This window comes from Halopiger thermotolerans (assembly GCF_054654555.1).
Map to the genome: position 1 here is coordinate 598,441 of NZ_BAAIEU010000004.1, position 17,987 is coordinate 616,427.

General features: G+C 68.5%; 16 protein-coding genes. 9 read left to right on the forward strand and 7 right to left on the reverse strand.

The genetic code is table 11. The annotated features are described in order from the left end of the window. Positions 1-121 precede the first annotated feature (121 nt). The 3 genes from ddfA to ACYQ26_RS10620 all read left to right on the forward strand — a co-directional run bounded on the left by ddfA (position 122) and on the right by ACYQ26_RS10620 (position 3,354). A complete protein-coding gene (ddfA, locus tag ACYQ26_RS10610; protein WP_459808860.1) occupies positions 122-418 on the forward strand; it encodes a DdfA family disk-determining factor in 297 nt (98 codons plus the stop codon). Positions 419-500: 82 nt separating this feature from the next. Further along, positions 501-1,103, forward strand: coding sequence for a DUF420 domain-containing protein (locus ACYQ26_RS10615; RefSeq protein ID WP_459808861.1), 603 nt, complete (start codon positions 501-503; stop codon positions 1,101-1,103). Between the two features lie 136 nt (positions 1,104-1,239). After that, a complete protein-coding gene (locus tag ACYQ26_RS10620) occupies positions 1,240-3,354 on the forward strand; it encodes a PAS domain S-box protein (RefSeq protein ID WP_459808862.1) in 2,115 nt (704 codons plus the stop codon). 21 nt (positions 3,355-3,375) lie between these two features. Here the strand turns inward: ACYQ26_RS10620 and ACYQ26_RS10625 are convergent, their stop codons facing one another. Together ACYQ26_RS10625 and ACYQ26_RS10630 are read right to left on the reverse strand one after the other, a co-directional pair. Beyond that, the gene (locus ACYQ26_RS10625) at positions 3,376-4,149 is read right to left on the reverse strand and encodes an ABC transporter permease (RefSeq protein ID WP_459808863.1); all 774 of its coding nucleotides are present in this window, start codon (positions 4,147-4,149) and stop codon (positions 3,376-3,378) included. Beyond that, positions 4,146-5,129 (reverse strand): ABC transporter ATP-binding protein, encoded by a 984-nt coding sequence (locus ACYQ26_RS10630; protein WP_459808864.1) that lies wholly within the window; start codon positions 5,127-5,129, stop codon positions 4,146-4,148. The genes ACYQ26_RS10625 and ACYQ26_RS10630 overlap by 4 nt, the downstream gene beginning before the upstream one ends. Before the next feature lie 237 nt (positions 5,130-5,366). Here ACYQ26_RS10630 and ACYQ26_RS10635 point away from each other — a divergent pair, with 237 nt between their 5' ends. Next, complete coding sequence (locus tag ACYQ26_RS10635; RefSeq protein ID WP_459808865.1) at positions 5,367-6,506, forward strand: GNAT family N-acetyltransferase; 1,140 nt, start codon at positions 5,367-5,369, stop codon at positions 6,504-6,506. 71 nt (positions 6,507-6,577) lie between these two features. Then, complete coding sequence (locus tag ACYQ26_RS10640; RefSeq protein ID WP_459808866.1) at positions 6,578-7,534, forward strand: TIGR03557 family F420-dependent LLM class oxidoreductase; 957 nt, start codon at positions 6,578-6,580, stop codon at positions 7,532-7,534. A 48-nt stretch (positions 7,535-7,582) separates the two neighbouring features. On the opposite strand, the gene ACYQ26_RS10645 is transcribed toward ACYQ26_RS10640, so the two are convergent. Beyond that, a complete protein-coding gene (locus tag ACYQ26_RS10645; RefSeq protein WP_459808867.1) occupies positions 7,583-8,683 on the reverse strand; it encodes an NADH dehydrogenase subunit in 1,101 nt (366 codons plus the stop codon). Between the two features lie 208 nt (positions 8,684-8,891). Here ACYQ26_RS10645 and ACYQ26_RS10650 point away from each other — a divergent pair, with 208 nt between their 5' ends. The 3 genes from ACYQ26_RS10650 to ACYQ26_RS10660 all read left to right on the forward strand — a co-directional run bounded on the left by ACYQ26_RS10650 (position 8,892) and on the right by ACYQ26_RS10660 (position 12,091). Beyond that, positions 8,892-9,554, forward strand: a complete 663-nt coding sequence (locus ACYQ26_RS10650) for a helix-turn-helix domain-containing protein (protein WP_459808868.1) — start codon at positions 8,892-8,894, stop codon at positions 9,552-9,554. Positions 9,555-9,647: 93 nt separating this feature from the next. Continuing rightward, positions 9,648-10,637: an aldo/keto reductase gene (locus tag ACYQ26_RS10655; RefSeq protein ID WP_459808869.1), complete on the forward strand. Its 990-nt coding sequence runs from the start codon at positions 9,648-9,650 to the stop codon at positions 10,635-10,637. 248 nt (positions 10,638-10,885) lie between these two features. Next, on the forward strand, positions 10,886-12,091 hold the full coding sequence (locus tag ACYQ26_RS10660; RefSeq protein ID WP_459808870.1) for a PQQ-binding-like beta-propeller repeat protein: 1,206 nt from the start codon (positions 10,886-10,888) through the stop codon (positions 12,089-12,091). A 13-nt stretch (positions 12,092-12,104) separates the two neighbouring features. Here the strand turns inward: ACYQ26_RS10660 and ACYQ26_RS10665 are convergent, their stop codons facing one another. The 3 genes from ACYQ26_RS10665 to ACYQ26_RS10675 all read right to left on the reverse strand — a co-directional run bounded on the left by ACYQ26_RS10665 (position 12,105) and on the right by ACYQ26_RS10675 (position 16,631). Then, the gene (locus ACYQ26_RS10665; protein WP_459808871.1) at positions 12,105-13,379 is read right to left on the reverse strand and encodes a DUF418 domain-containing protein; all 1,275 of its coding nucleotides are present in this window, start codon (positions 13,377-13,379) and stop codon (positions 12,105-12,107) included. 195 nt (positions 13,380-13,574) lie between these two features. Beyond that, a complete protein-coding gene (gene folP, locus ACYQ26_RS10670; protein WP_459808872.1) occupies positions 13,575-16,055 on the reverse strand; it encodes a dihydropteroate synthase in 2,481 nt (826 codons plus the stop codon). A gap of 81 nt (positions 16,056-16,136) precedes the next feature. After that, positions 16,137-16,631 carry a hypothetical protein gene (locus ACYQ26_RS10675; RefSeq protein WP_459808873.1) on the reverse strand — a complete coding sequence of 165 codons (495 nt, stop codon included), beginning with the start codon at positions 16,629-16,631 and terminating at the stop codon, positions 16,137-16,139. Between the two features lie 171 nt (positions 16,632-16,802). On the opposite strand from ACYQ26_RS10675, the gene ACYQ26_RS10680 reads away from it, so the two are divergent. After that, a complete protein-coding gene (locus ACYQ26_RS10680) occupies positions 16,803-17,174 on the forward strand; it encodes a cupin domain-containing protein (protein ID WP_459808874.1) in 372 nt (123 codons plus the stop codon). A 15-nt stretch (positions 17,175-17,189) separates the two neighbouring features. Here the strand turns inward: ACYQ26_RS10680 and ACYQ26_RS10685 are convergent, their stop codons facing one another. Beyond that, positions 17,190-17,975 carry an ABC transporter ATP-binding protein gene (locus tag ACYQ26_RS10685; protein ID WP_459808875.1) on the reverse strand — a complete coding sequence of 262 codons (786 nt, stop codon included), beginning with the start codon at positions 17,973-17,975 and terminating at the stop codon, positions 17,190-17,192. Positions 17,976-17,987 lie beyond the last annotated feature (12 nt).

Genomic DNA, 17,987 nt, shown 5'->3' on the forward strand with positions numbered 1-17,987 from the left:
TCGGCTGGTTGAAACGGTCTCTCTCGGACCTTCGATATCGAAGGTAGGTTCCCCGTACGTGTCAAGGGGGCGACCTGGGAAGGACAGCTTTATTCCATCGGACTCGGAATGGGGACGATACATGAAGGGTGGCGGCGATAGCGTCGACGGGACGGTCCACAAAACGCCGAGTCGTGCGGTCGTCGAGGCGGTTGCGGACGCCGAAGGAGTATCGCCGACCGAACTGCGGCCACCCGAGTACGAGCCGTTACACGCGGCGGTCGATCCGGAAGCGCTCGATTCGCTGTTCGCCGATCGGGCCAGCGGGGCGCCGCGATCCGACGGGACCGTCTCCTTTCGCTACTGCGGCTACCAAGTCACCGTCGCGGCCGACGGCTCGGTGTCCGTAGCGCCGGTCGAGGAAGCCGACGACGAGTGACGGGTCGGGGTCGATCCGCCGCCGACGTCGGGTCGGTTCCGGAACAGCAAGACAGATACGACGGCCTTCCTAACAGCCGACAATGGCAACCGCGGACGCGAGACGGCGGCTTCGAGAGCGGCCGATCGGCGCGACGATTCTACTGACGGTAGTCGGATACGCGGTGGTTATCGGCACGTTCGTCCTCGACGTGCCGCTCTACCCGGATCTGACGACCGCACAGATCAACCTCCTGTCGCACGCGATCGCGGTGATCAACTCGACGACGACGGTGCTGCTCGCGCTGGGCTGGTACTGGATCCGGCGCGGCGATGTCGAGAAACACCGGCTGGCGATGACCGGCGGGTTCGCGCTGATCATGCTGTTCCTGGTCACGTACCTCATCAAGGTCGGCGGGGGCGGCGAGAAGCACTTCGTCGGACCGGACCCGGTCTACTACGCCTACCTCGCGATGCTCGCGGTCCACATCGTGCTGTCGGTCGTCTCCGTGCCGGTGGTGCTCTACGCGCTGATCCTCGGGCTCACGCACAGCCCGGCGGAGCTGCGAAACACCGCCCATGCCCGGGTCGGCCGGATCGCCGCCGGATCGTGGATCCTCAGCCTCGTCCTCGGGGTCGTCACCTACGTCCTGCTCAACCACGTCTACGAGTACGAGTTCGCGGCGGCGCTCGTTCCGTTGCTCTGACTCGCGGGCGACCCGTCCGCCCCGAAACGTCGATTTTCGACCGTCTCCGTTGCGCTCTGTCGGCACTGCGCTCTATGTGATGCTATCCCGTCACAATAGGAGCCTTTACGGTCCACTGGCGACTACAGCGCTCGAAATGAACTCGTCGTCCCGCACCTCGAACGAAGCGCTCGAGCGCCGCATCCGCCGACAGGAGGCCGCCGCGGAGTTCGGCGATCGCGCGCTCGAGGCCGACGACCTCGAGTCCCTGTTTCGACGGGCCACGGTGACGGTCGCGGCGACCGTCGCGGCGGACGGGGCCGCGAACGCGGACGGCGGAGATTCGGGATCGAGATCGCGCGCGTCGTCGTATTCGGTCGCGGCCGAACGAGGGGAGAGCGCGCCGTCGTACACCTGCACGCTCCTCGAGTCGTTCGCGGACCCGGAGGCGGATGCGGACCGGTTCCGGCTCCGCGAGCGAGCCGAACGCGCCGCGGGCGACGGCGAGATCGCCGGTCGACCGGAGACGCCCGCCGACGCCGGCGACGGGAAAACGACGTTCCCCGTCGATCGAGCGTCCCACGCAGGACGCGCGCTCCGCACCGGCGAGCCGATCGTCGTCGACGACTTCCGTGCGGACGACCGGTTCCGCGGTCCGGATCCGCCGCTCGAGCGGGCGCGCAGCGCGGTCAGCGTCGTCGTCGGCCGGGCCGACGAGCCGTGGGGCGTCCTGAGCGTCCACGCGACGGCGCGCGGACGGTTCGACGACGCGGACGTCACATTCCTGCGAACCGTGGCGAGCGCGCTCGCCTCGGCCGTCGAACGCCTGCGCGCGGACCAGCGCCGGAGCGAGGAGGCGTCGCTCCGGCGGACGATCCTCGAGACGAGCCCTGTCGGCATCACGCTGATCGACGCCGACGGCCGGAACGTGTTCTCGAACGACCGCGCCGAGGAGATCCTCGGCCGCTCGGCCGAGGAGCTTCGGAACTACACCCACGACGACGAGCGGTGGAACCTCGTCGACGAGCAGGGCGAGCCGATCGAGAGCGACGACCTGCCGCTCTCGACCGTCGCCGAAACCGGCGAGCCCGTCTACGACGACGTCGTGGGCGCCGAACGGCCCGACGGCACGCGCGTGTGGATCTCGATGCACTGCAGCCCAATCTTCGACGCCGACGGGGAGTTCGACGGGGCCGTCTACGCCTTCAGGGACATCACCGAGCGCAAACACCTCGAGAGTCGGCTCGAGGAGATCCTCGGCCGGGTCGACGACGCGATCTGCGCCTTTGATACGGACCTCCGGTACACGCACGTCAACGAGCGGGCCGAGGAGCTGCTCGGGCAGTCCGAATCGGAGTTGCTCGGCGAGCGGCTCTGGGACCAGTTCCCCGAAGCCGAAAACGACGACGCCGTCCGGGAGAGCTTCGAGACCGCTATGGAGACCCAGGAGCCGACGAGCTACGAGCACTACTACGAGCCGATCGACGCCTGGTTCGAGGTGACCGTCTACCCCTCCGAGACCGGGCTCTCGGTGTACTTCCGCGACGTCACCGAGCGCAGGGAGTACGAGCGGAAACTCGAGGCGTCGAACGAGCGGTTGGAGCAGTTCGCCTCCGCGGCCTCCCACGATCTGCAGGAACCGCTGCGGATGGTCACGAGCTACCTCCAACTGCTCGAGGACCGCTACGCGGACGAGCTCGACGAGGACGGCGAAGAGTTCATCGAGTTCGCGGTCGACGGCGCCGAGCGCATGCGCGAGATGATCGACGGGCTGCTGGAGTTCTCCCGCGTCGAGACGCAGGGAGAACCCTTCGAACCCGTCGAGCTGGACGAGGTGCTCGAGGACGTGCGCCAGGATCTCAGCGTCTGTATCGAGGAAAGCGGCGCGGAGATCGAGGCCGAGTCGCTGCCGCGCGTCGAGGGCGACGGCAACCAGCTGCGCCAGGTGTTCCAGAACCTGCTGTCGAACGCGATCGAGCACAGCGGCGACGAGCCGCCACAGATCGAGGTCTCGAGCGAGCGCGCGCCGAGCGGCGACTGGGAAATCTCGGTCAGCGACGACGGCGTCGGGATCGATCCCGACGATCAGGAGCGGATCTTCGGCGTCTTCGAGCGGCTCTACGGCACCGGTGAGCGGGACGGGAACGGGATCGGCCTGGCGCTGTGTCGGCGCATCGTCGAACGCCACGGCGGCGAGATCCAGGTCGACTCTGAGCCGGGCGAGGGAGCGACGTTTTCGTTTACGCTGCCGCCGGCGTCGGCGGACGAGTGAGGCCGACGGCGGCGGGGGTCGTCAGTCGGTCCGCGGAATCGACCGCGCGCCGAGCGCGAACGCGACGACGGCGAGGACCGCCAAAATCGCGAGGTTCGCCAGCGTCGCATCGACGCCGGCGACGGCGGCCGCGTCGCCCGCGGGGAACGTGGCCGCGCGCACGCCGCGGGCGAAGTACGTCAGCGGCGAGAGGTTCACCAGCGGCTCGAACCAGCCGGGCAGTTGCTCGAGCGAGATGAACGTTTCCGAGAGAAAGAGCAGGGGGAGCCCGATGGCGTTGCTCGCGGTGACCGCGCCGTCCTGGGAGTCGGTGTAGCTACCGAGCATCGCGCCGACGCCGCAGAAGCAGACGACGCCGACGAGCACGTACGGCACCAAAAGCGGCGAGAACGCGATCTCGGCGCCGGTCAGCAGGACGACGAGCGCGAGGATCAGCAGGCTCGCCAGCCCGATGATGGCCGCGTTCACGACGGTCTGTGCGAGCAGCCACTCGGCCCGCGTCAGCGGCGTCGTCGCCAGCTTCTCGAAGCGGTTGCCCTCGCGGTGGCGCGCGACCTCGCTGCCCATCCGCGAGAGCGGCGTAAAGAGCACGACGACGGCGAGGTAGCCGGGGACGTAGTAGGCCGGCGGCTCCGTGAACAGCCCCTCGCCGGTCGGGTCCGTCCGGACCAAGGCGCCGAAGATGACGATCAGGATGACGGGGAAGAAGAAGGTGAAGAAGACCGCCGTCCGCCGGCGGATAAAGGAGCGCCAGCCGGCGTTCGTCTCGGCGCCGACGCGTCCGAGCCGGCTCACGCAGTCTCACCCGCGTTCGCGGCGGTTTCGATATCGGGATCGTCGGCCCCGTCGAGTCGCCCCGTCCGCTCGCGCTCCGTCGCGTCCGCCAGTTCGAGGTAGACCGTCTCGAGGTCGGGCTCGGTCCACGAGAGCCCGCTGTAGGCGATCTCGCGGTCCTCGAGGTAGTCGACGACGGTCCCGATCGCCTCGGGCTCGATCTCTCGGACGACGACCCCGGCGTTCCGATTCCGGCCACGATCGGCCGTCCGCTCGACGGGGTACTCGAGGTCGTCGAACGCCGCCGGGTCGGCGTCGGTATCGACCGTCAGCCGGCTCGAGCCGCCGTGCTCGGCGACGAGCGCGTCGGGGGTGCCCTGCGCGACGAGCGACCCGTCGGCGAGCAGGCCGACGCGGTCGGCCAGCCGCTCGGCTTCGGCCATGTCGTGGGTGGTGAGGACGACGGTCGTCCCGCCGGCCGCCAGCTCCTCGATCAGCCGCCAGACGGTCCGTCGCCCGGCGGGGTCGATCCCCGTCGTCGGCTCGTCCAGAAAGAGGAGGTCCGGGTCGTTGACCAGCGTCGCGCCGACGCAGGCGCGCCGTTGCTGGCCGCCCGAGAGGTCCTCGTACCAGGTGTCGGCGCTGTCGACGAGCCCGACGTCCGCGAGCACGGCCGCCGGGTCGCGGGCGTCGTCGTAGAGGCCCGCGTAGTAGTCGAGCAGTTCGCGGGCGGTGAGCCGGTCCGGCGGCGAGAAGTCCTGCGGGAGCACCCCGAGTCGGTCGCGGTCGACGGCGCGGGGCGCGTCGCCGAGGATGCGCGCCTCGCCCGCATCGGGGTCGGTCGTCCCCGTCAGCGCGCGGACGAGCGTTGTCTTCCCGGCCCCGTTCGGGCCGATCAGCGCGAAGACCTCGCCGCGCTCGATCGTCAGGGAGGCCCCCGACAGCGCGACGGTCTCGCCGTAGGTCTTCTCGAGTTCCGTCGCCTCGACTACGGCTTCCATACCGGCGCGTTTCGACGCGTCGCGGGTAAGGGGTTCGATTCCGGCAGCCGGATTGCGCGGTTCGGGTGGCTCCGAAGTCGGTCGGCCCGCTCGAGTCGCGCCGCTGAACTCTCTACTGACCGGTACTGTTCCGATCGGGACTCTGTCTCGAGGTACGTCGTATCTACAGCCCGTATTCTCGCGGTACACCGGCGAGATAGCGAGTCGGTACGGCCGGGAACCGCGCTCGGATTGCCAATGGATCCGCATAACGAAGGGGCGATCCGTCGCCGTTCGATCGAAATGGCGTTCCAGCAGCAATCCGTCGAATCGGACGAGTACACGGTGCGACCGTACGAGCCGGGCGATCGGGACGGCGTGCTCTCGCTGTTCGAGACACAGTGGGGATATCGGCCCAGTACCGACTGGTTCGACTGGAAGTACGTCGACGACCCCTACCTCTCGCACGTGCCGATCACGCTCGCCGAGCGGGGCGGCGAGATCGTCGCCGTGCAGGGGTACGTTCCCTGCCGGCTCCGGCGCGGCGGGCGGATCGTCCTGGCACTGAAACCGGTCGACGCGGTCGTTCATCCGGACCACCGGCGACAGGGGCTCTACTCGCGGATTACGGAACTGGGAATCGAGCGGTACCGCGACCGGGAGGCGGCGCTGTTCTTCAACTTCCCGAACGAGGCGTCGCTGGGCGCCCAGGAGAAACTCGGCTGGTCGGAAGTGACGGTGGTGTCGATGTACTACCGGGTCCAGCGACCCGGTGAGTTGCTGCCGGCGGAGCAGTCGGTCGGGCCGCTGGCGGACGCGGCCGACGTCGCCGCACAGGCCGCACTGGGGGCGTGCGATCGGTTCTCGCCGTCCGACGGCGGCTACGAGATCGAGCAATACGAATCGCCACCCGCCGAACTCCTCGCGTCGGTGTACGAGTCTCGCATCCCGCACGCGTTCCACGCTCACCGCGAGACGCGGTACTGCCGCTGGCTCCTCGAGGCGCCGTCGGTCGAGCACGCGGCGTACGTCGCCAGGCGGGACGGCCGCCCCGTCGCCGCGCTCGTCACGCGAACCGACGGCGACGAGGTGCTGCTGTTCGACGCGGTGCCGCTGGGTTCGGCCCACGACGCGTTCGCCGACCTGCTCGCGGCGGTCGTCGCCGACAACGCGGACGCCGACGTGCTGGCGGTGACCGCCAACACACTCCCGTCGCAGTTGCTCTCCCGGTTCGGCTTCGTCAGCTATGAGACGCCGGTCGTCTCGCGCTTTTGCGATCCGACATACATGGCCGTACGGCCGCTCGATAGGGCCGACGACGGATCGCTCCCGTTCTCGCGTCGCACCCTCACCGACCCGTCGAACTGGTGTCTCTCCTTCCTCGAGGTGAAGGACTGAGACTGAGCGTTCGGCGCTCTTGCCCTCGCAGGGTCAACCGTTACCCGCCGGTTCGTGGTAGCGAGCCGGGAATGCCACGGATTGGGTACACCCTCTCGAGCGAGGAACAGGGCCCGCAGCGGCTCGTCGAGATCGCCGAACGCGCCGAGGAGGCCGGCTTCGACTTTCTGTCGATCTCGGACCACTTCCACCCCTGGGTGTCGGCCCAGGGGGAGTCGCCGTTCGTCTGGTCGACGCTGGGCGCGATCGCGAACGCGACCGACGAGATCGAGGTCGGCGTCGGCGTCACCTGCCCGACGATCCGGATCCACCCGGTCAACGTCGCCCACGCCGTCGCGACGGTCGACGAACTGTTCGGCGACCGGTTCACGTTCGGCGTCGGCACCGGCGAGAACCTGAACGAACACGTCACGGGCGAGCGCTGGCCCGAACACGGCGTCCGCCTCGAGATGTTAGACGAGGCGATGGACGTGATGCGGAAACTGTGGACCGGCCAGACGACGAGCCACCACGGGAAACACTACACGGTCGAGAACGCGCGCCTCTACACCTGCCCCGACGAGCAGCCGACGACAATCGCGAGCGCCTTCGGCCCGCAGACCGCCGAGTGGGTGGCCGACAACGCCGACGGGCTCTGGTGCTCCGGACCGAAGGGAGAGCCGGTCGAGGCCTACGAGGACGCCGGCGGCGACGGACCGAAGTACACGCAACTGCACGGCTGCTACGCCGATAGCGAGGAAGAAGCGGTCGAGACGATCTACGAGCAGTGGCCCAACGGCTCGATTCCGGGCGAACTCGGCCAGGAACTGCCGACGCCGGCTCACTTCGAACAGGCCGCCCAGATGGTCGAAAAAGAGGACATCGCCGAAGCCGGCACGACGACGAGCCCGGACCCGCAGGCCCACATCGACAGCATCGAGCAGGCCGTCGACGCGGGCTACGACCACGTCTATTTCCATCAGGTCGGCGACGAGCAGGAGAAGGCGATCGCGTTCTACGAGGAGGAAGTGCTGCCCTCGTTCCAGTAAGGCGGTGGCAGCGGGATCGGTTCGGCTCTCGAGGCCGCCGACGGCGACTCACCGGGACTCGATCTCGATGGCCGACGCGGACACCGCCGTCACCTCGCCGTCGATCGACGCGTGTTGGGGGTTACTGATCCCGTCGGCGTTCGGCCTCGCGATTTGATCGCCGACGTCGACGTGGTCGCCGACCTCGACCGTCGGCTCGGCGGGTTCCACGACGTCCGGCTCCGGGTTCGTGACGAGCGGAATCCGGACGCGGGACGGCTCGAGCGTCGCGGTCGGTTCGGTTTCTATCTCTCGGTCGGTCCACTCGTCCGCCTCGAGCACGTCGATTCGCCCCTCGCCGTACGTGTTCTCCGCGACGGTGTCCGCGTCGAGGACGAGCAGGCAGTTCGTGTGCTTGCGGACGCCGTAGTCCGCCGGCGGCGCGTCGACAGGGAAACACCAGCCCGGTCCGCCGTCGGCGAGCACCGCGTCTTCCGGTAGCGTTTCGGCTGGGCAGTCGGCCGCTCGCAGCAGTTCGCTCGCGGGTGTGCCGATCGGGGCCTCGAGAAAGCGATCGCGCGGCACGTCGCCGCTGACGTGGACGTACTTGCGGGTGACAGGTGTCCCGTCGGTGAACGCGCGGGCGATGTTGTACAGCGTTTCCGTGTTCTGGACGAGCCAGCCGTGATCGGTGGGGAGGTCGTTTCCGATGACCGTCCCGTCGACGGTCTTGAGGAGAACGCTCTCCATCCCATACTGGTACGTGTTCTCCGTGTAGGCGAACACGACGCCAGATTCCTCGTCCCGGTCGAGCGGCAGTTCGTCCGGCCGGATCACCGTGCCGTCGGTTTCGGCCTCGAGCTCTCGCACGTACTCGTCGCGGTCCTTCCACTTCGCGCTGACGACGATCAGGTCGAACGCTTGCTCAAGGAGGACGTCGAACAGCGCGGCGAACGTTTCCGCCTTCGTTTTCCCGAGCCACTTGTCGATGCGGTAGTTCGGTTCGCTCTCCTGGTGGTTCACGAGGAGGGAATCGACGTCCTCGAGGGCCGTCCACTTCGCGTAGGACGGAAAACCGGCGCCGCCCGCGCCCGCGACGCCGGCCGCCCGGATCAGGTCGCTCCCCTCGGTTCGAACGTCCGGCCACGCCGCGGCTCGAGTCGGCTGCATCCGTGGAGTCGTCATGACAGGCGGAACGTCGTCCGGAACGAGCGTTCGACTTGCTCCGCATATATGAGGGGCGTTTATAACGGCCCGTCGTGGCGTTCGGTCTGCCGTCTGCCGTGCCGGCCGCCGTCCGCCATCCGCTATCCGCCACTCACCAGTCCATCGAGACGGTAGCTTTGTAGGCGGCAGCGGACGTATCTCGAGCAGGGAAATGCGCTATCTCGAGGTGACCCTGCAGCGACCGCGGGCCGAGCAGCATCCGATGCACCGGTTCCTCGTCGAACACGAGGGATACACCGCCTCGAGGCTGCTCTACGGCCACCAGTACGGCGACGAGTACGCGATGCTGTTCTACGTCGACGGTCCGCGACTCCCCTACGAGGACGCCCTCGAGGACGCACCCACGCTGCTCGACTACGAACTCGCCCCGTGTCGCGACGATTCCTTCTATCTGTACGTACGGGAGTCGCTGACGGGGGCCGACCGGACGTTCGTCGAAGCGATCGAACAACCGGGACTGATCATCATCCCGCCGGTCGCGTTCCGCGATGACGGGACGATACGACTGACGGCGGTCGGTCCCGACGAGGCGATTCAGACGGCGGTCGACGACGTGGCCGATACGGCGCGCGTCGACGTCCGCTCGGTCGGCGAGTACTGCGCCGGGCGAATCGACACGCGGGCGGATCTCACCAAGCGCCAGTTCGAAGCCGTTTCCGCGGCCGTCGACTGCGGGTACTACCACACGACCCGGGACGGGTCCCTCGAGGACGTCGCGGAGCGACTGGACTGCTCGAGCGGGACGGCGGGAGAGCTGCTCCGGCGGGCCGAACGAACCGTCATGGAAGGGCTGGTTCACGGCGGGCCGTTCTAAGTGCACTTCCCGTCTCGGACCGATCGCGGGACCGAGACCGTCCGGATTGCCCCGAAGGCAAGGCATACCCGAGACTATCCGCATCGATCACACATGAACCACCGACGACTCGGTTCGACCGGCTACGACGTCTCGGAAGTTGGACTCGGCACCTGGAACATCGGCGGCGACTGGGGCGACGTCGACGACGAAACCGGCCGCGAGGTCGTCCGCACCGCGCTCGATGCGGGCATCGACTTCATCGACACCGCGGACGTCTACGGCGACGGCCGCAGCGAGCGCCACATCGGCCACGTTCTCGACGAGCGCGACGCCCACGACGACGTCACCGTTGCGACGAAGGCCGGCCGCCGGCTCGATCCCCACGAGGCCGACCGCTACAACTACGAGAACCTCTCCGAATTCGTCGATCGGAGCCGCGAGTACCTCAACGAGGACACCCTCGATCTCGTCCAACTGCACTGTCCGCCGACCGACGCGTACTACCAGCCCGACACCTTCGAGGCACTCGAGCGGCTCAAAGACGAGGGCAAGATCGCCCGCGCGGGCGTCAGCGTCGAGAAAGTGGAGGAGGCGCTGAAGGCTATCGAGTACGACGTCGTCGAGACGGTCCAGATCATCTTCAACCCGTTCCGCCAGCGCCCGAAGGAGCTGTTCTTCGAGCAGGCCAAGAAGGAAGATATCGGCGTCATCGTCCGCGTCCCCTACGCCTCCGGCCTGCTGACCGGCGCGCTCGAGCGCGACCAGGAGTTCCCCGAGGACGACCACCGCAACTTCAACCGCCAGGGCGAGGCCTTCGACGTCGGCGAGACGTTCGCCGGCGTCCCCTATGAGACCGGCCACGACGCTGTCGAGGCGCTCGAGCCCCACGTGCCCGAGGACCTGACGATGGCCGAGTTCACGCTGCGCTGGATCTTAGACCACGAGGCTGTCTCGACGGTCATTCCCGGGACGACCTCGCCGGCCCACGTCGAGTCCAACGCCGCGGTCTCGGAACTGGACTCGCTGTCGCACCAGGCGTACGGCGCAGCGCAGGACGTGTACGAGGAGTACGTGGCAGAGCACGTCCACCACCGCTGGTAGTCGACGTGTCGCGCCGCGATCCGGTAGCTCGTCGACTAGTTCGGCTGTAGTTCTTCGTCGTGGCTACCGGCTGCCGTCGGTTACCGGTCCATCCATCGAAAAGTACATTCTGCTGCCACGAGCACGGCGGGACGATGCCCTCCACTCGCCGATCGTTTCTCGCGGCGTCCGTCGCCGGGTTCGGTGCGCTCGCAGGTTGTCTATCGTCCGAAGCGCCGAGCGCGGCCGGAACCTGGACGCGCCGAACGGTGGACGACGCTCGGACCGGCCACTCGACAACGAACGGCCCGACGACGGACCTCCACACGGTCTGGAGCCGGGAGGTTCCCGATAGCGGCGTGGTGAAACCGTCGCCGGTCGTCGACGACGGCGTGTGCTACATCACGTACGCGAGGGATCCGATGGTCGACGAGTACGGCGGCGCGTGGGTCGCGGCGTTCGACGCGGCGACCGGCGAGTCCCGGTGGACGACCGAACTCCTCCGGACCGACGAGTTTCACTACTTCTACTGCTCCGACTCGCTGGTCGTCGACGGCGACCGAGATCGGCTGTTCGTCCAGACGAAACCCGGTCTGACGATGCTCTCGACCGACGGAGCGGAGCGGTGGACGTTCGACAACCTCTACCCCGGACAGCAAACACCGGACGTCGTCCCTCCCGTTGTCACCGACGAGGTCGTCGTAACGGGGACGTACGATTCGGACGTCGAAGACGGACAGCACGAGATCGTCTACGGCATCGATCCCGCGACCGGCGACGAGCGCTGGCGGACCGAATTTCCCGACCGAAGCGGAATGTGGCAACTGTCCGGCGACGACGGCGTCGTCTACGTCCCGTTCAACGGATCCGGGCTCGTCGCGCTCGAGGCGGCAACCGGAGAACGACGGTGGCGGTGGGACGGACCGATCAACGGGACGGTGACCGTCCTCGAGGAGACGCTGCTCGTCCCGCTCTTCCACCAAGACCGGGACGAGCCCGCCCTCGCCGCGCTGGATCGAACCGATCGGTCGATTCGCTGGGAAGTCCCGTTCAGATCCAGATGGGCCGACGCGGAAGCGACCGTCGCCGGCGACCGCGTCTTTCTGATGGCGGACTTCGGTCTCGAGGCGCGCAGCCTCGAGACGGGCGAGCGACGCTGGCGGTTCGGCGGCGAATACGACGGGGAGGAGTCGATCGGACCGCAGTTCGATCTCACGTCCACGCCCGTAGTGTCGGGCGGGGCCGTCTACGCGCCCGGGTACATCCAACGCGAGACATCGTACGGTCGCCTGTTCGTTGTCGACGCGGACACGGGCGAAGAGTCGAGCCGGGTGGGAATGGGCCGAAACGAAACGGCCGATACGGCGACGCCGGCGGTGACGTCGGATCTCGTGTTTCTCGCGTCGAACTACGGCGGTCTCTACGCGTTCGGCGAGCTCCCGATCGACCGTCTCGGGTGCTGTCTGAACGGCTGATGAGGACTCGCACTCACGATTCGCCCTCGTCGGCGCGGTCGGACTCCGTCGACCGACGGCGTCGATTCGCCGTTCGCTCAGCCCGCAGCGGCTGCCACTGCCCGTAGGTGAGCACTCGCCAGAGCCACTCGAGCGGCCCGTACCGGAAGTACCGCAGCCAGAGCACCGACAGCGGTACCTGCACGGCCCAGATCGCGACGACGACGCCGAGCAACTCGAGGCGGCTTAGGTGCCCGAACAGGCCGAGCCCGTGGCCGTAGAAGATGGACGTCGCGAGGGCGGTTTGCAGAATGTAGTTGCTGAAGGCCGTCCGACCGACGGCGGAAAGCGCCCGCGTTACGGGGCCGTCGGGTCGCCACCGGCAGTACAGCATCACCGCTCCGATATAGGCGCCGGCGAGGGCGAAACTGCCCCAGTAGTTGAACTGGCGCCAGAGCAGCGCGACGCCGGCCCCCCAGTCGTTCGCTTCGATGTACCAGACGCCGAGGAGGATCACCGCGAGGCCGACGGTTCCGCCGACGGCGACCAGCCGGCGGTAGAACTCGCTCGAGCGGTCGTTCGTCAGCACGCCTCGCTTGAACAGCGCCATGCCGAGCAGCATCGACCCCGACACGCGCCAGCCGGTGTAGCCGAGCAGCCCCGCCGTCTGTCGCTGGAGTGCCGTCGGAACGCGGTGGCTCATCTGCTCGAACCAGCCGCCGCGGTACACCTCGAGTTCCGCCTGAATCGCCGCCTCGGGCGGGTGCCACGTGCTCGCGATCGCGGCGGGGTCCATGACGAGGCCGGCAAGCGCCTCGATGAGCGAGGGGACGGCCACCAGCGCAAGCCCGAGGCCGGTCAGGGTCCGGGGCTCGAGGTCTCGCAGGACGACGACGGCGAACGCGCAGACGCCGTAGGCGACGAGGATGTCGCCGTACCACAGCAGGTAGGCGTGCGCGAGGCCGAAGACGACGAGCAAGCCGTTGCGGCGGGCGTACAGCCAGTAGACGGACTGACCCCGTTGCTCGGCCTTCCGGGTGAACAGCACGACGCCGCCGCCGAACAGGAACGTGAAGATCGTGATGAATTTCTGCTGGGCGAAGACGTGGCCGACGAACCAGGCCCAGTAGTTGCCGCCGGTGAAATCGCCGTACACCGTCGGATTGGCGAGCGTCGCCTCGGGCATCGCGAACACGCGAACGTTGATGAGCAGGATGCCCAGCAGCGCGAACCCCCGTAGCGCGTCGAGCGCGACGATCCGCTCAGAGGGGGCGGTCGGCCCGGCGTCGGTGCCGGCGGCGTCGCTCATCGGTCCCCCGCGGCGACGGGTGGCGAGCGGACTCGCGTTCGAGCGCCAGTCCCGCGGTCGGCTTTCCGGTAGCGCATCCTACACGATACACGTCGGGCGGTCGATACAAAAGTGTAGTCGACGAGTGGCAGTGGCCGTGACGGTGCGGTGGCCGCGACGGTCCGATGGCGGTGGCAGTGGCGGCGGTAGAAGCAGCTACCACTCGAAGCGGTCCGGATCCCGCGTCGCGAGCGCCGTCCGGACCGCGGCGACGTTCTCGGGCACGTCGTGGACGCGGACGAGGTCGGCTCCCCGATCGGCCGCGAGCGCGCTCGCCGCGACCGTCGCGTCGAGACAGTCGCCGGCCTCGCTGCCAACGTGGGCGAACATCGACTTGTGGGAGTGGCCGAAGAGGATCGGACAGCCGAGCGCGCGGAACTCCTCGAGCCGATCGAGGATCTCAAAGCTCTCGCGGGCCGACTTGCCGAAGCCGATCCCGGGGTCGACGACGACGTTCTCGCGGTCGACGCCGGCCTTCTCGGCGAGCAGCACGCGCTCGGAGAGTTGGTCGATCACGTCCTCGACGACGTCGTCGTAGGTCACCTCCTGGTCCGGCACGACGGGCGCGTTGATGCTGTGCATCACGATCAGCCCCGCGTCGTGCTCGGCCGCGACGAACCGCATCTCGGGGTCCTCGAGCCCCGAGACGTCGTTGATGATATCGGCGCCGGCCTCGAGCGCCGCGTCGGCGACGGCGGCCTTGCGGGTGTCGATCGAGATCGGCACGTCGAGGTCTCGGATCCGCTCGAGAACAGGGACGACGCGGTCGATCTCCTCCTCGGTCGAGACGGGGTCGGCGCCGGGGCGGGTCGACTCGCCGCCGAGGTCGAGCACGTCGGCGCCGGCCTCGACCATGGCCTCCGCGCGGGCGACGGCATCCTCGACGGCGTCGTACTCGCCGCCGTCGTGGAAGCTGTCGGGCGTGACGTTCAGAATGCCCATCACGGCGGTGCGGTCGTTCCACGGCCATCGGGACTGCGAGGACCGATCGGCCGTCGAGCCGTCGTCGGCGTCGATCTCGAGCGTCGTCCGCAGGTCGCCGGCGAGTTCCGCAAGTCCCAGCGCCCGCGCGTCGGCATCGGCCTCGAGGCGGTCGACGAGGCGCTCGAACTGCGCGAGCGTCCCCATCAGGACCGCGTCGACGGGTTCGTCGTCCCGCTGTAGTCCCGAGAGCGCGCAGTCGCCGCCGACCCGCAGCAGTTCCTCCTTGACCAGCGTCGCCTGCCGGCGCCGCAGTCGCGTGCGCACGACGCGGTGGACGCCCTGCGCGCTCAGTTGCCGGACGCTAGCCTCGGGGACGTTGGCGTCCGCGAGCGCCTCGCGCGCGTCCGAGCGGTCGCAAATGCGTTTCGCGATCTCGGTGCGGGTCCACCGCTGGCGCGCCTCGGCGACCGCGAACAGCGAGCCGGTGACGAGCACGCAGTCGTCCGCGCCGGCCTCGGACAGCGCCGTCTCGAGGGCAGCCTGAACCGCGTTCTCGGTGCGGACGTCCGCGACGCCGGCGTCTTCGAACACGTCGGCGAGGACGGCCGAATCCTCGGCGCGGTCCAGCGTCGGCTCCGTCGCGATCACCGCGTCGGGCGTCGGCAGCGCCGCGGCCATCTCGCGGTGGTCCTTGTCGTGCATCGCGCCGAAAACGAGGCGGAGGTCGTCGTAGTCGTAGGTTCCGAGCGTCGAAGCGAGCGTCTCGCAGGCCCCGGGGTTGTGCGCGCCGTCGAGGACGACAAGCGGCTCCGTGTCGATGACCTCGAACCGGCCCGGCCAGTGGGCACTTCGCAGCCCGCGAGCGATGTCGTCGGTCGAGACATCGGCGACCTGCCGGGCGAGGGTCGCGGCGATCCCGGCGTTTTCCGCCTGGTGCTCGCCCGGCAGCGGCACGCGCGTCTCGACGCTCCACTCGTCGGCGTCGATCGAGACGGCGGCTTCGGTGTGGTTCGTCCGCCCGCCGTACTCGACGCGGACGTCGGGTTCGGGGTCCTCGTCGGCGAATCCGACCGTGACGACCTCGCCGGCCACGTCTCGAACCGCCTCGAGGGGCTCATCCGAGACGCCAGTCACGAGCGGCGCGTCGTCCGGGGCGACGTGGGCCTTATCGCGGGCGATTTCTTCCTCGGTGTCGCCGAGGATGCCCGTGTGCTCTAAGGTGACGCTGGTGACGGCGCTCGCGATCGGGTCGACGACGCTCGTGGCGTCGTACTTTCCGCCGATGCCGACCTCAAGGACGGCCACGTCGACGTTCTCGCGGTCGAACTGCCACAGCGCCAGCGCGGTCATCGCCTCGAAGAAGGTGGGCGACTCCCCGTCGGCGGCCCGGTCCGTGATGTACTCCTGCGTAGATTCGACGAACTCGCAGACGGCCGAGCGGGGGATCTTGCGCCCGTCGACGCGCACCCGCTCGCGCAGTTCCTCGAGGTGCGGCGAGGTGTAGAGCCCGACCGAGAGCCCGGCTTCCCGGAGCGTCCGCTCGAGCATCCGCGCCGTGCTCCCCTTCCCGTTGGAGCCGGCGACCTGCACGAAATCGACGCCCTCGTGCGGGTTCCCGAGGTGGGCGAGGAGCCGCGCCGTCGACTCCGTCCCTGGTTTCGGGCGGAACCGTCGCAGACCGAAAAGCGCGTCCGCCGCCTCGTGATACTCCATATCCGAACCACAGAGTCCGCCCGCTTTAGGGTGTCGGACTCGGGTTCGAGCCGGGTTGTGGATTTCACCGATCGACGGCGGCTACGCGGGAACGAACCGATCGACGACAGTTGCTCGAACGACTGTCTCGAGGAGCGCACTCAACAGTTCGCCGGCGATCACGACGGGACCGTATACAAACGCGTAGATGAACAACGCGTCGGATTCGCCACCGACGTGCAAGAAGAGGAGCGCAGCGAACGCCGTGCCGACGAACAGACAGACGAGCGGCGCGATGAGCGTCCGGCGCACGAACAGCACATGCGGAATCGCAGCCTGCAGTCCGAGGACGACGACGCCGACGCCGACGACGAACAGGAATCCGTCCAGCGACGGCCACAGCGCGGGCGGATGGCGGCCGACCGCGATCCGGACGCCGAACCAGAGGCCGACGCCGCACAGTCCGTACGCGAGCCCGGCAGCGGCTGCGGACAGCATCGAATCGGCCGTTCGGCCACGGAACGCGATCGGAAGCGACGCCCCTACCGCAGCGATCGCCAGCGCCGCGCCGGCCGTCAGTAGGTCGCTCCTGAGCACGGGTCCGGCTGTTTCCAGCACACCCAAACATCAACTGGATTAGGCATGGGTCTTTCGACGGGCAACCGCGGTGCCAGTGTGCCGAACGTGTTCGTCAGAAGAAGCATCAGGGCGGCGCGAGCAGTCTCACGCAAACGGTTTAGGGTAGCCTAAACCGAGGTGATCCACCCCATGTCAAAGACGGATTTCGATTCCGAACGAGAGTACGACGACGAGAAATTCTCTGCGCGTACCGTCTTCGAAACCGACCGCATGAAGGTCGTCTGCGGCTACTTCGAACCCGGACAGTTCATCCCGGTCCACGCGCCGGGCAGCGACGTCGCGATCCACGTCCGCTCCGGAACCGGGGTCGTCCGCGACGGCGACGACGAACACGCCGTCGAACCCGGCGACGTCGTCACCGTGCCGGCCGACGTCGACCGCGGCGTGCGGGCGAGCGAGGACGAACGCCTCGAGGCGCTGCTCGTGACTAGTCCGCCGCCGACCGACGCCGAGCACGCGCCCGTCCGCGAGGGGCTGAAACGGGGCGTCTTCGATCCCTGAGCAGATCGATTCGAGTCACTGCGACGGCTCGGCCCGCCCCGTGGGTTCGGTCCCGGGTTCCTCGCGGGTCACCTCGAGGAAGGCGTCCTCGAGGCTCCGCGCCTCGCCGGTCTCGGCGCGGGACTTGAGCGTCTCGGGGTCGCCCTCGGCGACGAGTTCGCCGTCGTGGAGGACGCCGATCTCGTCGGCCAACTCGTCGACCACGGGGAGGATGTGCGTCGAGAGGAAGATCGTCATCTCCCGGTCGGCCAGATCGGCGATGGTGTCCCGCATCGTCCGCGCGGCGCGGGGGTCGAGCCCGCTGGTCGGCTCGTCGAGGAAGGCGACGGCCGGCTCGTGGAGGACGGCCTGGATGACGCCGACCTTCTGGCGCATCCCCTTCGAGTAGTCCTCGATGCGCTTGTTGGCGTCGCCGAGCAGGTCGAACCGCTCGAGCAGGGATTCGATTCGCTCGTCGGCCTCGTCCTCGGGGATGTCCCGCAGGCCGGCGGCGTACTCGAGCTGTTCGCGGCCGGTGAGTTCGTCGTAGACGGGCGGATCCTCGGGGAGGTAGCCGATGTGGGGCGCGACAGCCTCGCGCTCGACGATCGAGTGGCCGGCGACGCGGGCAGACCCTGACGTCGGCTTCGTCAGCGTCGTCAGCATCCGCATCGTGGTCGTCTTACCGGCCCCGTTGGGTCCGAGAAAACCGTAGACGGTCCCGCGATCGACCGCCATCGTCAGGTTCGAGACGGCGGTCGTCTCGCCGTAGCGTTTCGTCAGGCCGTCGGTCTCGATGGCGGGGGCGTCGGCGGGGCGCATACCGGCCATTCC

What these genes read in the sequence shown, in the direction of transcription:
- ddfA (WP_459808860.1), top strand. Translation starts at nt 122, where the DNA reads ATGAAGGGTGGCGGCGATAGCGTCGACGGGACGGTCCACAAAACGCCG.
- ACYQ26_RS10615 (WP_459808861.1), top strand. Translation starts at nt 501, where the DNA reads ATGGCAACCGCGGACGCGAGACGGCGGCTTCGAGAGCGGCCGATCGGC.
- ACYQ26_RS10620 (WP_459808862.1), top strand. Translation starts at nt 1,240, where the DNA reads ATGAACTCGTCGTCCCGCACCTCGAACGAAGCGCTCGAGCGCCGCATC.
- ACYQ26_RS10630 (WP_459808864.1), bottom strand. Translation starts at nt 5,129, where the DNA reads ATGGAAGCCGTAGTCGAGGCGACGGAACTCGAGAAGACCTACGGCGAG.
- ACYQ26_RS10635 (WP_459808865.1), top strand. Translation starts at nt 5,367, where the DNA reads ATGGATCCGCATAACGAAGGGGCGATCCGTCGCCGTTCGATCGAAATG.
- ACYQ26_RS10640 (WP_459808866.1), top strand. Translation starts at nt 6,578, where the DNA reads ATGCCACGGATTGGGTACACCCTCTCGAGCGAGGAACAGGGCCCGCAG.
- ACYQ26_RS10645 (WP_459808867.1), bottom strand. Translation starts at nt 8,683, where the DNA reads ATGCAGCCGACTCGAGCCGCGGCGTGGCCGGACGTTCGAACCGAGGGG.
- ACYQ26_RS10650 (WP_459808868.1), top strand. Translation starts at nt 8,892, where the DNA reads ATGCGCTATCTCGAGGTGACCCTGCAGCGACCGCGGGCCGAGCAGCAT.
- ACYQ26_RS10655 (WP_459808869.1), top strand. Translation starts at nt 9,648, where the DNA reads ATGAACCACCGACGACTCGGTTCGACCGGCTACGACGTCTCGGAAGTT.
- ACYQ26_RS10665 (WP_459808871.1), bottom strand. Translation starts at nt 13,379, where the DNA reads ATGAGCGACGCCGCCGGCACCGACGCCGGGCCGACCGCCCCCTCTGAG.
- folP (WP_459808872.1), bottom strand. Translation starts at nt 16,055, where the DNA reads ATGGAGTATCACGAGGCGGCGGACGCGCTTTTCGGTCTGCGACGGTTC.
- ACYQ26_RS10680 (WP_459808874.1), top strand. Translation starts at nt 16,803, where the DNA reads ATGTCAAAGACGGATTTCGATTCCGAACGAGAGTACGACGACGAGAAA.
- ACYQ26_RS10685 (WP_459808875.1), bottom strand. Translation starts at nt 17,975, where the DNA reads ATGCGCCCCGCCGACGCCCCCGCCATCGAGACCGACGGCCTGACGAAA.